The following is a 15543-nucleotide window of genomic DNA, read 5'->3' on the forward strand; positions in this document are numbered from 1 at the left end:
TCGGACGGGCGGTCCGGCGCGGAGGATCAGCCGGCGGGGTCTCCCGGCGCGGGCGCGACGGAGGGGCGCAGGCCGTTGACGGCCCACCCGAGGATGAGCTCCGCCATCCGCTCGCGGGGCGGGCGGGCCGTGCCCGCGGGCGTGTTCATCCAGGCCTCGCCGGCGCCCCGGACCATGCCGATCGTGGAGGACGCCCAGTAGCTGAGCAGCGGCTCCTCCAGCCGGCGCCCGTCGGGGGAGTGGCGCACGTGCGCCTCCGCGAGCAGGGACGCCACGGAGTCGGCGAACTCCTCGATGAGGTAGCGCTGCCCGTGCGGGTCCGGCTCGGCGGGCGGCTCCTCCCTGCCCGCCTTCTCGCCCCTGGCGCGCTCGTGCCGGTGCCGCTCGTGGCGGCCGGGGTCCGGGGCCACCCCGACGACGAAGCGGTACACCGCCGGGGAGCGCTCGATGCTCAGCAGGTACTCCGCGACCATCGCCTCCACTGTGCCCTCGAACGTGCCGGCCGCGCGGGCCGCCTCCCCGAGCCGGTCGCGCATGCGCGTCACGGTGTACTCGCCCACCGCCCGCTGCAGCCCCGCCTTGTCCCCGAAGTACCGGTAGTAGACGGACTTGGAGGTGCGGCACGCGGAGGCGATCTCCTCCATGGACGCCTGCGGCCCGATCTCGTCCACGGCGCTGCGCGCGGTGCGGATGAGCTCGACCCGGCGCTGGGCGCGGTGCCGGGCCCAGCGGGACGAACGGCCGTCGGGGGCGGGAGCGGCGTCCTCGGGGGCGGGCTCCGGCGTGTCGATCTGTTTCACGATACCCAGGGTATCAGGTAATATCGGCGGTGACGTGACCGCCATCACAGCAGACCGAGGAGCACCTCATGACCGAGTCCCCCCGCCCCGACCAGGCTCCCGGCCGGGCCGCCGAGCACGGCCCGGAGTCCACCGCCGAGCGGACGACCCCGAGCGGCGCCGACCGGACCGGCTTTGCCCGCCGTGCCGTCGTGGTCGGCGGCAACCGGACCCCGTTCGCCCGGGCCCACGGCGCCTACGCGAGCGCGAGCAACCAGGACATGCTCACCGCCGCCCTCGACGGCCTGGCCGCGCGCTACGGCCTCGCGGGCGAGCGGATCGGCGAGGTCGCGGCCGGCGCGGTGCTCAAGCACCCGAAGGACTTCAACCTCACCCGCGAGGCCGTGCTCGGCTCCGTCCTGGACCCCCGCACCCCCGCGTTCGACGTCCAGCAGGCGTGCGCCACCGGGATGGAGGCCGTCTCCACCCTGGTCAACAAGATCCGCCTGGGGCAGATCGACTCCGCGATCGCCGGCGGCGTGGACTCCGCCTCGGACGCCCCCGTCGTCGTGAGCGAGCGGCTGCGCCGGTCCCTGCTGGAGCTCAACCGGGCGAGGACCACCCCGCAGAAGCTGCGCGCGCTCGCGAAGCTGCGCCCGGCGGACCTCAAGCCCGTGGCCCCCGGCACGGGGGAGCCGCGCACCGGCCTGTCCATGGGCGAGCACCAGGCCCTCACCACCGCCCGCTGGGGCATCACCCGCGGGGCCCAGGACGAGCTGGCCGCCGCCAGCCACCGGAATCTCGCCGCCGCCTACGACCGCGGCTTCTTCGACGACCTCGTCACCCCGTTCCGGGGCCTGTCCCGCGACAACAACCTGCGCCCGGACAGCACCGTCGAGAAGCTCGCCGGGCTCAAGCCCGTGTTCGGGAAGTCCCTCGCCGCGGAGGCCACCATGACGGCGGGCAACTCCACGGCCCTCACCGACGGGGCCTCCGCCGTGCTGCTCGCCTCCGAGGACTGGGCCGCGGAGCACTCCCTGCCCGTGCTGGCCGAGGTCGTGGACGTCGAGGCCGCGGCCGTCGACTTCGTGCACGGCGACGAGGGCCTGCTGATGGCCGGCGCCTACGCCGTGCCCCGCCTGCTCGAGCGCCAGGCGCTGACCTTCGCGGACTTCGACTTCGTCGAGATCCACGAGGCGTTCGCCGCCACGGTGCTCGCCAACCTCGCGGCGTGGGAGGACGAGCAGTTCGGCCGCGAGCGGCTCGGCCTGGCCGGCGCGTTCGGCACCGTGGACCGCGCCCGGCTCAACGTCGTCGGGTCCTCCCTGGCGACCGGCCACCCGTTCGCCGCGACGGGCGGGCGCATCGTCGCGACCCTCGCCAAGCTGCTGCGCGAGCGCGCGGACGCGACCGGCCGTCCCGCCCGCGGGCTCGTCTCCGTGTGCGCCGCCGGCGGCCTGGGCGTCGCCGCCGTCCTCGAGGCCCGCTGACCCGGCCGTCCCCGCCCCTCCGACCAGCAAGGACACCGAAGGACCCCTCATGGCAGACACCTATCTCGACCTCGTCAGCTCCGCCCCCGGCGCCGAGCTCGCCCGCCGGCTCGGGCTGCCCCGCCCGGTGCGGCTGCGCCGCCACCGGGCGGGGGCGCCCCTGGTGCCCGGCCCGGTGCTCGTGCTCGGCCGCGGGGAGGAGGCGGACCGGATCGCCGCGGCCCTGCTCGGCTGGGACCTCGACGTCCGCCGCCACCCCGACGACGTCGCCCGCTTCGGGGCGATCGTGCTGGCCCTCACGGAGCTCACCGCGCCCGCGCAGCTGGCGGAGCCCGCGCTCGGGCTGGGCGGGGTGCTGCGCTCCCTGGCCCCCGGCGGGCGGGTGGTCGCCGTCTCCCGGCCCGCCCCGGGGATCGGCGCGGGGGCGGCCTCGGCCACCCCCGCGGGCGCCGTCCCGCTCCCGCCCGCCGAGGCCGCGGCGCGCCAGGCCGTCGTCGGCCTCCTGCGCTCGGTCGCCCAGGAGCTGCGCGGCGGAGCCACCGCCAACGGCGTCCTGCTCGCCGAGGGCGTGGCCCCGGAGGCCCCGAGCGTGCTGGGCGCCCTGCGCTTCCTGCTCTCCGGGCGCAGCGCATTCGTCTCCGGGCAGTTCGTCACGGTCGGCGACGACGCCGGGTCGCTGCCCGCCGACTGGGAGGCCCCGCTGCGGGGCAGGGTGGCCGCCGTCACCGGCGCCGCCCGGGGCATCGGCGCGCAGATCGCCCGGACCCTCGCCGAGGCCGGCGCGCGCGTCGTCGTCGTCGACGTCCCCGCCGCCGGCGAGGCCCTCGCCGGGCTCGCCAACGAGTTGCGGGCCGTGGCCCTGCAGCTCGACGTCACGGACGAGCGCGCGGGGGAGCGGATCCTGGAGCTCGCCCGCGAGCGCTTCGGCTGCCTCGACGTGGTGGTGCACAACGCCGGGATCACCCGGGACAAGCTGCTCGCCAACATGGACGAGGCCCGCTGGTCCTCCGTGCTCGCCGTCAACCTCGAGTCCCAGCTGCGGATGAACGACCAGCTCCTCGCCGGGGAGGGGCTCGGGCAGGCCCCGAGGATCGTGTGCCTCGCCTCCACCAGCGGCGTCGCCGGCAACCGCGGCCAGACCAACTACGCGGCCTCCAAGGCGGGGGTGATCGGGATGGTCGCCGCGACGGCGCCGCTGCTCGCCCGGCGCGGGGGCACCATCAACGCCGTGGCCCCCGGGTTCATCGAGACGGAGATGACCGCGCGGATCCCAGCGGCCCGCCGCCAGGTCGCCCGCCGGCTCAACTCGCTCCAGCAGGGCGGGCTGCCGGAGGACGTCGCGCAGGCCGTGTTGTTCCTGGCCTCGGACGCCGCCGGCGGCGTCAACGGCCAGACGCTGCGCGTGTGCGGCCAGAACCTGGTGGGGGCGTGAGCGTGGACGCCACCGCCCGCGAGCAGGTCGTGCTCACCGACGTCCCCTCCCTGCGCCGCCTCTACGCCCGGGCGGCCACGACGGCGGCCGGGAGCGGGCTGACCCGCGCGCTCGGCGCCCGGCGGCCGGGCCGCGCCGGCGAGGCCCCGGCCGTGCCCGGGCTGCCGGCGGCCGAGCACGTGGTCGAGGGCGTGACCGTGGCCGCGGCCGGGCACGAGGCGTTCTGCCGCGTGGTCGGCGCGCCCCTGCGGGAGGGCCCCGGCGGGACCGAGGCGTTCTCGGGACACCTGCACTCCCTCGCCTTCCCCGTGGCCATGAGCGTGCTCACCCGGCGCGACTTCCCGCTGCCGGTCCTGGGCATGGTCCACCTGGCCAACGATGTGGAGCACCGCCGGCCCGTGGCGGTCGGGGAGGACCTCACCGCCACCGCCCACGCCGAGAGGCTGCGCCCGCACCGGGCCGGCGCGCAGGTCGACGTCGTCGCCCGCCTCGCCCGGGAGGACGGCGAGCTCGTCTGGGAGGGGCGCTCCACCTACCTGGCCCGCGGGGTGCGGGTGCCGGGCCCGGTCGCCGACGCGCCGCGCGCGCAGTTCGTCCCGCCCGCGCCCACGGCGAGCTGGCGGCTGCCGGGCGGCGTGGGCCGCGACTACGCGGCGGTGAGCGGGGACTGGAACCCCATCCACCTCTCGGGCCCGTCCGCGCGCGCCCTCGGGATGAAGGGCGCCATCGCGCACGGCATGTACACCGCCTCCCGCGCCCTCGCCCAGGTCGGCGTCCCCGCCGGCACGGCCTTCCGCTGGACGGTGGAGTTCGCGGCCCCGGTGCTGCTGCCGGGCACCGTGGCCGTCGCCGTCGCCGACGACGGGCGCGGGCCCGGCTGGCGGAGCTCCACCTACGCGGGGTGGGACCCGCGGCGCGGGCGCCCCCACTTCACCGGTGCGGTGACGCGCCGGGACGGCTGAACCGACGGCGCGGCCGGGTCCCCCGGCCGCGCCGTCGGCCGTGCTGTCCGCGCCGTGGGTCACAATGGTCCGGTGAGCCCACAGCGAAGCACCGCAGCGAAGCCCGTCGACGCCACCGGCCAGGACCTGAACCCGGCCGAGCCCGGCGAGGACCTCAAGGCCGAGTACGCGGACCTCGTGGACCGGGTGCGGCAGGCGCGCACGGCGTACTACGTGGAGGATGCCCCCACCATCTCCGACGCCGAGTACGACGGGCTCTACCGCCGGCTCGAGGAGATCGAGGCCCTGCACCCGCAGATCGTGGCCAACGACTCGCCGACCCAGGAGGTCGGCGGCGAGGTCTCCGCGGCGTTCACGCCGGTGCAGCACCTGGCGCGGATGTACTCCCTCGAGGACGTCTTCTCGATCGACGAGCTCACCGCGTGGATGGACAAGGCCGCCGCCTCGATCGCGGCGCTGCCCGGGGCCCCGGACCCCGCGTGGCTGACCGAGCTGAAGATCGACGGCCTGGCCGTGAACCTGCTCTACCGCGACGGCGAGCTCGTGCGGGCCGCGACCCGCGGCGACGGCACCACCGGGGAGGACGTCACGCACAACGTGCGCACCATCGCGTCCATCCCGGCGCGGCTCGCCGGGGAGGACGTCCCCGCGGAGGTCGAGGTCCGCGGCGAGGTGTTCATCTCCTCCCGCGACTTCCGCGCCCTCAACGAGGCGATCGTCGCCGAGGGCCGCGCGCCCTTCGCGAACCCCCGCAACGCCGCGGCCGGCTCCCTGCGGCAGAAGGACCCGGAGGTCACCGCCCGCCGCCGGCTGTCCATGTACGTGCACGGCATCGGCGCCGCCACGGGCCTGGAGGCGCCGAGCCAGTCCGCGGTCTACGGGCTGCTCGAGCGCTGGGGCCTGCCCGTGAGCCCCTACTACAAGGTGCTCTCCTCCGTCGAGGAGGTGCTCGCGTTCATCGAGGAGTACGGCCACCGCCGCCACGACCTCCTCCACGAGATCGACGGCATCGTGGTGAAGGTCGACGACCGGCGCACGCAGTTCCGCCTCGGGCACACCTCCCGCGTGCCGCGCTGGTCGGTCGCCTACAAGTACCCGCCCGAGGAGGTCAACACCACACTGGTGGACATCCTGGTCAACGTGGGCCGCACCGGGCGGGTCACCCCCTTCGGCCTCATGGAGCCCGTGCGGGTCGCCGGGTCCACCGTGGAGATGGCCACCCTGCACAACCAGGACGTCGTGAAGGCCAAGGGCGTGCTCATCGGCGACACCGTGGTGCTGCGCAAGGCCGGGGACGTCATCCCCGAGATCGTCGGGCCCGTGGTGGCGCTGCGGGACGGCACCGAGCGCGAGTTCGTGATGCCCACCCACTGCCCCTCCTGCGGCACCGAGCTGCGCCCGGCCAAGGAGGGCGACGTCGACATCCGCTGCCCCAACGCCCGCAGCTGCCCCGCCCAGCTGCGCGAGCGGGTCTTCCACGCCGCCGGGCGCGGGGCGTTCGACATCGAGGCGCTCGGCTACGAGGCCGCCCTCGCCCTCACCCACCCCGCCGAGCCCGCGACCCCGCCGCTGACGAGCGAGGCCCACCTGTTCGACCTCACCGCCGAGGCCCTGCGCGACGTGCGGATCCGGCGGGAGCGGAGGTCCAAGGGTGTGGCCACGGGCGAGACCGAGCTCGTGCCGTACTTCTGGACCAAGGGCACCGCGAAGAAGCCCTCCGAGCCCACCGCGACCACCCGCAAGCTCTTCGAGGAGCTCGAGAAGGCCAAGTCCCAGCCGCTGTGGCGGGTGCTCGTGGCGCTGTCCGTCCGGCACGTGGGACCCACCGCCGCCCGCTCCCTGGCCACCGCGTTCGGCTCCATGCGGGCGATCCGGGAGGCCGACGAGGCGACGCTCGCCCAGGCCGACGGCGTGGGCCCGACCATCGCCGCGGCCCTCACCGAGTGGTTCGCCGAGCCCTGGCGCCGCGAGATCGTCGACCGCTGGGCGGCCGCCGGCGTGCGCATGGAGGACGAGGTGGACGCGTCCGTGCCCCGCACCCTCGAGGGGGTCACCGTGGTGATCACCGGCAGCCTCGAGCGCCACAGCCGCGACTCCGCCAAGGAGGCCGTGCTCGTGCGCGGGGGCAAGGCCGCCGGCTCCGTGTCGAAGAAGACGCAGTTCGTGGTGGCGGGCGAGAACGCGGGCTCCAAGCTGGACAAGGCCGAGCAGCTGGGCGTGCCGGTGCTCGACGAGGACGGCTTCGAGCGGCTCCTCGCCGAGGGGCCCGGCGCCTTCGCCGGCGCCGAGGCCACGGGCGGCGGGGCCACGGGCACCGGCCCCGAGGTCGCCGCCCTGCTCGACGACGGGAACGGGGAGTGACCGTGGGACGCCACGACGACGCGCTCGAGGGCCTGGGGCCCACCGGAGGGGAGCTCGAGGAGTTGCTGGAGGTGGCGCTGGCCGCCGCGGAGGCCGGCGCCGCGGTGCTGCGGGGCCGCGACAGCGCACGCCTCGGCGTGACCGGCAAGTCGGGGGAGGGCGACTGGGTGACCCGCTTCGACGTCGCGGCCGAGCAGGCCGTGCTGCGGGCGATCCTCGACCGCCGCCCGCACGACACCGTCACCGGCGAGGAGTCGGGCACCCACCACCCCGAGCACCCCTCCGGGATCCGCTGGTCGGTGGACCCCCTGGACGGGACCACCAACTTCATCCGCGACATCGTCTACTACTGCACCTCCGTGGCCGCCGCGGACGCCCAGGGCAACTGGCTGGTGGGCGCCGTCAACGCCCCCGCCCTGGGCCGGACGTACTACGCCGTGCGGGGCACCGGCGCCTGGGTCGAGCGCGACGGCGGCGTGCGGCGCCTCGAGGGACCCGTGCCGGGCCGCCCGGGCCGGCTCTACGGCACCGCCTTCTCGTTCGACGCCGCTGCGCGCGAGCGCCAGATCGATACCTTCTTGATGTCGATGAAGCACTACACGGACCTGCGGCGTCTGGGTTCGGCGGCCCTGGACCTGTGCATGGTGGCCGACGGGACCCTCGACGGCTACGCCGAGCAGGGGCTGCACGAGCACGACTGGGCCGCCGGCGCGCTCATCGCCGAGGAGGCGGGAGCGCTCGTGGTGCGCCCCGACCTGCCCTCCCCGGCGCAGGGCGAGGTGCCCGCGCAGGCCCGGCGGGCCGCCTGGATCACCGCACGTGAGCGGGGCATTCCCGGCTGAGAGCGGCCCCTGCCGGGGGTGCGTGGGCGAGAACACACCGGTCGTGATTTGACCGTGACCTTTTCGTTGCCGTAGCGTGACCGACGAGCGTTTTCCCCGAGGGCCACGGCCCTCCGCTCGTGCGGAGCCTGCGCTCTGCCGCCGGTGCTCCTTCGCGCCGGCTCCCCGCACGCACCGAATGTGGCTTACACCACCAAGCGTGCAAAAGGGTGGCGGAACTAAAATCGTTACGCTACCGTTATCAACAGCTTCCCCGAGGATCCCCTCCGGGGATCCGGTGTGCCCTGTGCCCGTGCACAGGACCGCCACAACTCCATGCTGGGTGCTGCCGTAACACCGTACGTCGTCTACAAGGCAGACACCTGTGAACACATACCCAAACAACACCATCGACGGGTAGACGACAGCGCGAAGACATCCGGGGACGGAAACGAGCGCAGGTGGCCCAAGGGAGCATCATGAACAACACCTCCGCTATCCGTCGCAACGTCCGTCGTGGTGCCGCCGCCCTGATCCTGGGCGGGACCGCCGTGGGCGCCATGACCCTGCCGGCCAACGCCGTTCCCACCTCCACCTGGGACGCCCTCGCCGAGTGCGAGTCCGGCGGCAACTGGGGCATCAGCACCGGCAACGGGTTCTCCGGCGGTCTGCAGTTCACCCCCTCCACCTGGGCCGCCTTCGGCGGTCAGGGCGACCCGACGAACGCCTCCAAGTCCGAGCAGATCGCCGTGGCCGAGCGCGTGCTCGACGGCCAGGGCTGGGGCGCCTGGCCCGCCTGCTCCTCGCAGCTGGGCCTGTCCGGCAACGCCGGCGCCACCCCCACCGCCGTGATCCCGCAGTCCACCTCCGTGGCCCCGGTCGCCGCCCCGGCTCCCGCGGCCCCGAAGGCCGTCGAGGCCCCGGCCCCGGTCGCCGCCCCGGCACCCGCGGCCCCGAAGGCCGTCGAGGCCCCGGCCCCGGTCGCCGCCCCGGTCGTCCAGTACGTCGCCCCGGCCGCCACCGTGGCCCCGGCCGCCGTCTCCGGCGGCAGCTACACCGTCACTGCCGGTGACACCCTCTCCGTGATCGCCGGCAAGCTCGGCGTCAAGGGTGGCTGGGAGGCCCTCGCCGCCGCCAACGGCGGCACCATCGCCGACCCGAACCTGATCTTCCCGGGCCAGGTGCTGAACATCCCCGCCTGATCCTCCCGGATCCGGCCCGCGCGGCACGTCCGCGCTCCCACGACGAAGGGCCCCTCCCGAGCGGGAGGGGCCCTTCGTCGCGCCCGGGGCCCCGGGCGGCACGGGATCAGGGCCACAGCCACCGGGTCGCCGGATCGACGGAGGCGTCGCCGAAGCCGACCGAGCGCTCGGCGCCCTTGACCCGGTAGGGCAGCACCACCATCAGGGCCTCCCCCTCGCGGTGCTCCAGCTCGACGGCCACGGCGGTCTGGCCGGAGCGGTCCGGCAGCGTCACGGGGAACGCCACCCCGGCGCACAGCACCTCGTCGCGCAGCTGCGCGGCCTTCGCCCGCAGGGCCTCCAGGGCGGCCTCGGGGGCCAGCTCCTCGAGCTGCTCGGGGGCCAGCGCGTCGAGCTCGTACTCCCCGTCCTTGCGCGCGGTGACCAGGAACGCCGGGAACGCCCCGTAGCGGCCCAGCTGCTCCTCCGCCACGGCCTGGACGTGGGCCATCATCGTGTCGATCGTCTCCTGGGCGTCCTTGCTGACCCGCTGCCGCCACGCGTTGGCGGCGTCGGCCGCGGACGTCGCGCGCGTCGCCGACCCCGTCCGGGCCCGCCCGCGGGGGCGCTCCTGGGGGTCCTTCTTCGCGCCGCGGGCCTTCTTGGTGCGGGCGGGGGTGTTCTTGGCCATGTCGTGGTGCTCCTGTGCCGTGGTCGGTGGTCCCTCCCAGGGTATGCCGGGCCCGGGAGCTCCGTCCGCCGGGCGGGCCCCGGACGGCGCGCGGCTAGACTGGACCGGAAAACCATCCCTATCCCGAGCAGGAGTGTGCATGTCTGCGATCACCCGCGAGCAGGTCGCCCACCTGGCGAAGCTCGCGCACATCGAGATGACGGAGGAGGAGCTGCGGGCCATGGCCGGCGAGCTCGACCTCATCGTCGACTCCGTCGCGTCCGTCAGCGAGGCCGCCGGCCCGGACGTCCCGGCCACCAGCCACCCCATCCCGCTGCAGAACGTCTTCCGCGAGGACGTCGTGGGGGAGACCCTCACCGCCGAGGAGGCGCTGCTGAACGCCCCGGACACCGCCGAGGGCAAGTTCAAGGTTCCCGCCATCCTGGACGAGGAGTAGTCGCATGACCACCACCGGTTCCCCCCAGGGCGTCGTCGGCCTCAGCGCCGCCGCCCTCGCCCAGCAGCTCGCCGCCGGCGAGGTCTCCTCCGTCGAGGCCGTGCAGGCCCACCTCGACCGGATCGAGGCGACCGACGGCGCGCCCGTCGACCCCGGCGACCGCACCCGCGGCAAGGCCGGCGTCAACGCCTTCCTGCACGTCAACGCGGAGGAGGCCCTGGCCGTGGCCGCCGACGTGGACGCCGCCCGGGCCCGCGGCGAGGAGCTCCCGGCGCTGGCCGGCGTGCCGATCGCCGTCAAGGACCTCATCGTCACCAAGGGCCAGCCGACCACGGCCGGGTCCCGGATGCTCGAGGGCTGGATGAGCCCCTACGACGCCACGGTGACCCGCCGGCTGCGCGCCGCCCGGATGCCGATGCTCGGCAAGACCAACCTCGACGAGTTCGCCATGGGCTCCACCTCGGAGCACTCCGCCTTCGGCGACACCCGCAACCCGTGGGACCTCTCCCGCGTCCCCGGCGGCTCCGGCGGCGGGTCCGCCGCGGCCGTCACCGCGTTCCAGGCGCCGCTGGCCCTGGGCACGGACACCGGCGGGTCCATCCGCCAGCCCGCCGCCCTGACCGGCTCGGTGGGCGTGAAGCCGACCTACGGCGGGGTCTCCCGCTACGGCGTGATCGCGATGGCCTCCTCCCTCGACCAGGTCGGGCCCGTGTCCCGCACGGTGCTCGACGCCGCGCTGCTGCACGAGGTCGTCGGCGGGCACGACCCCCACGACTCGACCTCCCTGCCCGGACCGGTCGGCGACCTCGTCGCCCAGGCCCGGGCCGGCGCCGCGGGCGGGCTGAAGGGCCTGCGCGTCGGCGTGGTCAAGGAGCTGACGGGCGAGGGCTTCCAGGCCGGCGTCCAGCAGCGCTTCGACGAGGCCGTGGAGCTGCTGCGCTCCGCGGGCGCCGAGATCGTGGAGGTCTCCACCCCGAACTTCCGCTACGCCCTCGGCGCGTACTACCTCATCATGTCCTCCGAGGTCTCCTCGAACCTCGCCAAGTACGACGGCGTGCGCTTCGGCCACCGGGTGCTGCCCGAGGACGGGCCGATGACGATCGAGCGCGTGATGGGCGCGACCCGCGCCGCCGGGTTCGGCGCCGAGGTCAAGCGCCGCATCATCCTCGGCACCTACGCGCTGTCCGCGGGCTACTACGACGCCTACTACGGCTCCGCGCAGAAGGTCCGCACCCTGGTGCAGCGCGACTTCGCGGCCGCCTTCGAGCAGGTGGACGTCCTCGTGTCCCCGACCGCGCCCACCACCGCGTTCGGGCTCGGCGCTGTGGACGAGTCCGCCGACCCCATGCAGATGTACCTCAACGACATCGCGACCATCCCGACCAACCTGGCCGGCATCCCCGCGATCTCCGTCCCCGGCGGCCTCGCCCCCGAGGACGGCCTGCCCGTGGGCGTCCAGTTCATGGCCCCCGCCCGCGAGGACGCCCGGCTCTACCGCGCCGGCGCCGGCCTCGAGGCCCTGCTCGAGGACCGCTGGGGCGGGCCGCTGTGGAAGGACCTGCCGGACACCGCCGCGCTGGTCCGCGACCTCTCCGGCGACCTCGCCGGGTCCACCCTGTCCGCACCCGTCCGGGAAGGAGCCCGCTGATGACCCAGACCACCGAAGAGATCCTGTCCTTCGACGAGGCGATGGAGAAGTACGACCCCGTGCTCGGCTTCGAGGTCCACGTCGAGCTCAACACCCGGACCAAGATGTTCGACGCCGCCCCCAACGTCTTCGGGGACGAGCCGAACACCGCGATCACCCCGGTCTCCCTGGGCCTGCCCGGCGTGCTGCCCGTGGTCAACAAGGTGGCCGTGGAGTCGGCCATCAAGCTCGGCCTCGCCCTGGGCTGCACGATCCGGCCCGTGTCCCACTTCGCCCGGAAGAACTACTTCTACCCGGACACCCCGAAGAACTTCCAGACCTCCCAGTACGACGAGCCGATCGCCGAGAACGGCACCATCGACATCGAGCTGGAGGACGGGACGGTCTTCACCGTCGAGATCGAGCGCGCCCACATGGAGGAGGACGCCGGGAAGCTCACCCACATGGGCGGCTCGACGGGGCGCATCCACGGCGCCGACTTCTCCCTGGTCGACTACAACCGCGCCGGGGTGCCGCTCATCGAGATCGTCACCAAGCCGATCGTGGGCGCCGGCACCCGGGCTCCCGAGCTGGCCCGCGCCTACGTGGCCGCCATCCGGGAGATCGTGAAGGACCTCGGCATCTCCGAGGCGCGGATGGAGCACGGCAACGTCCGCTGCGACGCCAACGTCTCCCTCATGCCCAAGGGCACCACCACCTTCGGCACCCGCTCGGAGACGAAGAACGTGAACTCCCTGCGCGCCGTCGAGCGGGCCGTGCGCTTCGAGATCCAGCGCCACGCCGCCGTGCTCGAGGCCGGCGGGACGATCGTGCAGGAGACGCGGCACTGGCACGAGGACACCCGGTCCACGACCAGCGGCCGCCCGAAGTCCGACGCCGACGACTACCGCTACTTCCCGGAGCCGGACCTCGTGCCGGTCGTGACGGACGAGGAGTGGATCGAGCGGCTGCGCGCCGAGCTGCCCGAGCCCCCGGCCGAGCGGCGCAAGCGGCTCCAGGCGGCGTGGGGCTACTCGGACCAGGAGTTCCGCGACGTCGTCAACGCCGGGGTGATGGACGAGATCGAGCAGACCGTCGCCGCCGGGGCCACGCCCGCCGCGGCCCGCAAGTGGTGGATGGGCGAGATCGCCCGCATCGCCAAGCAGCGGGAGGTCGACATCGCGGAGCTGGGCGTCACGCCGCGGACCGTGGTCGAGCTCGACGGGCTGATCACCGGGGGCAAGATCAACGACAAGCTCGCGAAGAAGGTGCTCCAGCACGTCGTCGACGGCGAGGGCACCCCCGCCGAGGTCGTCGAGCGGCGCGGCATGGCCGTGGTCTCCGACGACGGCGTGCTCACGGCCGCCATCGACGACGCCATGGCCCAGATGCCCGACGTCGTGGCGAAGGTCCGCGCCGGCAAGGTCCAGGCCGTCGGCGCCCTCATCGGCCCGGTCATGAAGGCCACCCGCGGCCAGGCCGACGCCGCCCGCGTGCGCGAGCTGATCCTGGAGAAGCTCGGCGTGCAGGGCTGAGGCACCCCGTCGCCCACGACGAGGGGCGGCGTCCCGGGGAAGGCTCAGGCGCCGGCCAGGCCCATCCGGTCGAGCACCCACGCGTACTCCCACGCCGTGTCCTTCCACTGCGCGTAGCGGCCCGAGGCGCCCCCGTGGCCGCCGGCCATCTCGCAGCGCAGCAGCACGGGCTCGCCCGAGGTCGTGGCCCCGCGCAGCGCGGCGACCCACTTGGCCGGCTCCACGTAGAGCACCCGGGTGTCGTTGAGGCTGGTCACCGCGAGCACCGGCGGGTAGGGCAGCGGGCGGACGTTCTCGTAGGGGGAGTAGTCGCGCATGTACCGGTAGACGTGCGGGTCCTCGATCGGGTTGCCCCACTCCTCCCACTCCAGCGCCGTCAGCGGCAGGGAGGGGTCGAGGATCGAGGTCAGCGGGTCCACGAAGGGCACGGCCGCGAGCGCCCCGCAGTACTTCTCCGGCGCCAGGTTCAGCACCGCGCCCACCAGCAGGCCCCCGGCGGAGCCGCCCATCACCACGATGCGCCGCTCGTCGACGTCCGGGCGGGCCGCGAGGTGGTCGGTGACGGCCACGTAGTCGGTGAAGGTGTTCGTCTTGTGCAGCTTCTTCCCGTGCTCGTACCAGGCCCGGCCGAGCTCCCCGCCGCCGCGCACGTGGGCGACCGCCCAGATCACGCCGCGGTCCAGGAGGGACAGCCGGGAGACGGAGAACGCGGGGTCGGTGCTGTGCTCGTAGGAGCCGTACGCGTACTGGAGCACCGGGGCCGGCGCGGACGGGTCGAGATCGGCCCGCCGCACCAGGGAGACGGGGATCCGGGTGCCGTCCGCGGCGGTCGCCCAGTCCCGCTCCACCGTGTAGTCGGCGGGGTCGTAGCCGCCGAGGACCGTGGCCTCGCGGCGCAGCAGCGGCTCGGCGGGCAGGGCGACGTCGTCGCCCGTGGCGCCGGAGACGAACACGTCGTAGACCCGCGGCGGGGTCGTGAAGGACGTGTAGGACAGCCGCACGACCGGAGCGTCGTGCTCGGCGGCCGAGACGGTCGCGGTGTAGAGCGCCTCCTCGAACGCCGGCTCCACGGGCGCGGCCGCCGCGTCCCCGGCCAGCCCGGCCAGCGGAACGAGCCGGACCCGCAGGGTCGTGTCCGCGCGCACGGAGACCACCAGGTGCGTCGCGGTGACCGCGCAGCCGTTGACGCGCTCCGTCGCCGACGCCGGCACGACGTCGCGCAGGGGCACCTGCGCGACCGGCAGGCCGAGGTGGGCGGGGTCCATGAGGGAGACACGGGAGTTGGGCGCCTCGTGGTCGTGGGTGAGCAGGATCCGCTCCTGCCCGTCCAGCACGAACGGCTCCGCCTCGTAGAGCACCCGGTCGGTGCGGGGGAGGACCACCCGGAACGGCGCCGCGGGATCGGCGACGGGCTGCAGGCGCACCTCGGAGTACTCGGAGCAGGCGGCGTCCACGACGATCCAGCGGCGGTCCGCGGACAGCCCCGCCCCCAGCCACATGGCGGGGTCGGTCTCCTCGAGCACGACGACGTCGTCGGCCACCGGGGTGCCCAGGACGTGGCGGCGCAGCTGGTGGGGCCGCCAGGTCTCGTCGACCACGGTGTAGTAGACGGCGCGGGCGTCCGGGGCGAGGAAGGCGCCGTAGAAGGTGCCGGGGATCTCGTCGGCCAGCAGCGCCCCGGTGGTGAGGTCCTTGACCCGCAGGACGAACCGCTCGTCGCCGGCCGTGTCCTCCGACCACGCCAGCAGGCTCCCGTCCTCGGCGACGTCGAAGCTGCCCAGCGAGTAGAACTCGTGCTTCGCGGACTCCGCGTTGGCGTCGAGCAGCACCTGCTCCCCGGCCAGGGGGCTGCCGGGCTCGACGACGGGCGGGGTCCAGTCCGCGAGCAGGTCCCCGGAGACGGCCGCGGGGACGCGGCAGAAGACCTGGTGCGCCCCGCCCTCGACCGTGCGCGAGAAGTACCACCAGCTCCCGCGCCGGTTGGGCACGGACAGGTCGGTCTCCTGGGTGCGGCCCTTGATCTCCCCGAAGATGCTCTCCCGCAGCCCCGCCAGGTGGGCGGTGGACGCCTCGGCGTAGTCGTTCTCGGCGGCCAGGTGCCCGAGCACCTCGGGGGACTCCTTGTCGCGCAGCCACTCGTACGGGTCGGAGAACACGTGGCCGTGGAAGGCGCGCTCGACGGGCTGCCGGCGGATCTGCGGGGGCTGAGCTGTCATGGGACCATCCTA

Annotated in this window: 12 protein-coding genes; 9 read left to right on the top strand and 3 right to left on the bottom strand. The window is 74.7% G+C overall.

Annotated features, from left to right (window positions below):
• Positions 1-26: 26 nt before the first annotated feature.
• The gene (locus tag M3185_RS07755) at positions 27-800 is read right to left on the bottom strand and encodes a TetR family transcriptional regulator (protein ID WP_251333093.1); all 774 of its coding nucleotides are present in this window, start codon (positions 798-800) and stop codon (positions 27-29) included.
• 68 nt (positions 801-868) lie between these two features.
• Here M3185_RS07755 and M3185_RS07760 point away from each other — a divergent pair, with 68 nt between their 5' ends.
• The 6 genes from M3185_RS07760 (at position 869) to M3185_RS07785 (ending at position 9047) form a co-directional block, all read left to right on the top strand.
• On the top strand, positions 869-2269 hold the full coding sequence (locus tag M3185_RS07760; RefSeq protein WP_251333094.1) for an acetyl-CoA C-acetyltransferase: 1401 nt from the start codon (positions 869-871) through the stop codon (positions 2267-2269).
• Between the two features lie 49 nt (positions 2270-2318).
• Entirely contained in the window at positions 2319-3701 is a 1383-nt protein-coding gene (locus tag M3185_RS07765; RefSeq protein ID WP_251333095.1) for a 3-oxoacyl-ACP reductase, read from the top strand.
• The gene (locus M3185_RS07770) at positions 3698-4663 is read left to right on the top strand and encodes a MaoC/PaaZ C-terminal domain-containing protein (protein WP_251333096.1); all 966 of its coding nucleotides are present in this window, start codon (positions 3698-3700) and stop codon (positions 4661-4663) included. The genes M3185_RS07765 and M3185_RS07770 overlap by 4 nt, the downstream gene beginning before the upstream one ends.
• A gap of 72 nt (positions 4664-4735) precedes the next feature.
• Positions 4736-7024 carry an NAD-dependent DNA ligase LigA gene (gene ligA, locus M3185_RS07775; RefSeq protein WP_374238480.1) on the top strand — a complete coding sequence of 763 codons (2289 nt, stop codon included), beginning with the start codon at positions 4736-4738 and terminating at the stop codon, positions 7022-7024.
• A gap of 2 nt (positions 7025-7026) precedes the next feature.
• Positions 7027-7866 carry an inositol monophosphatase family protein gene (locus M3185_RS07780; protein ID WP_251333097.1) on the top strand — a complete coding sequence of 280 codons (840 nt, stop codon included), beginning with the start codon at positions 7027-7029 and terminating at the stop codon, positions 7864-7866.
• A gap of 458 nt (positions 7867-8324) precedes the next feature.
• Positions 8325-9047, top strand: a complete 723-nt coding sequence (locus M3185_RS07785) for a LysM peptidoglycan-binding domain-containing protein (protein WP_251333098.1) — start codon at positions 8325-8327, stop codon at positions 9045-9047.
• Between the two features lie 106 nt (positions 9048-9153).
• On the opposite strand, the gene M3185_RS07790 is transcribed toward M3185_RS07785, so the two are convergent.
• Positions 9154-9717, bottom strand: coding sequence for a hypothetical protein (locus M3185_RS07790; RefSeq protein ID WP_251333099.1), 564 nt, complete (start codon positions 9715-9717; stop codon positions 9154-9156).
• Positions 9718-9856: 139 nt separating this feature from the next.
• Between M3185_RS07790 and gatC the strand changes: the two genes are divergently transcribed.
• The 3 genes from gatC to gatB are packed head-to-tail and all read left to right on the top strand — an operon-like array spanning position 9857 to position 13315.
• Complete coding sequence (gatC, locus tag M3185_RS07795; RefSeq protein WP_251333100.1) at positions 9857-10153, top strand: Asp-tRNA(Asn)/Glu-tRNA(Gln) amidotransferase subunit GatC; 297 nt, start codon at positions 9857-9859, stop codon at positions 10151-10153.
• 4 nt (positions 10154-10157) lie between these two features.
• The gene (gene gatA / locus M3185_RS07800) at positions 10158-11801 is read left to right on the top strand and encodes an Asp-tRNA(Asn)/Glu-tRNA(Gln) amidotransferase subunit GatA (protein ID WP_251333101.1); all 1644 of its coding nucleotides are present in this window, start codon (positions 10158-10160) and stop codon (positions 11799-11801) included.
• Positions 11801-13315 carry an Asp-tRNA(Asn)/Glu-tRNA(Gln) amidotransferase subunit GatB gene (gene gatB, locus M3185_RS07805; RefSeq protein ID WP_251333102.1) on the top strand — a complete coding sequence of 505 codons (1515 nt, stop codon included), beginning with the start codon at positions 11801-11803 and terminating at the stop codon, positions 13313-13315. The genes gatA and gatB overlap by 1 nt, the downstream gene beginning before the upstream one ends.
• Before the next feature lie 44 nt (positions 13316-13359).
• On the opposite strand, the gene M3185_RS07810 is transcribed toward gatB, so the two are convergent.
• Positions 13360-15531: a S9 family peptidase gene (locus tag M3185_RS07810; RefSeq protein WP_251333103.1), complete on the bottom strand. Its 2172-nt coding sequence runs from the start codon at positions 15529-15531 to the stop codon at positions 13360-13362.
• Between the last annotated feature and the right edge of the window lie 12 nt (positions 15532-15543).

Origin of the sequence: Kocuria rosea, from assembly GCF_023715525.1 — a bacterium.
In the GTDB taxonomy this organism is placed as follows: Bacteria; Actinomycetota; Actinomycetes; order Actinomycetales; family Micrococcaceae; genus Kocuria; species Kocuria rosea_A.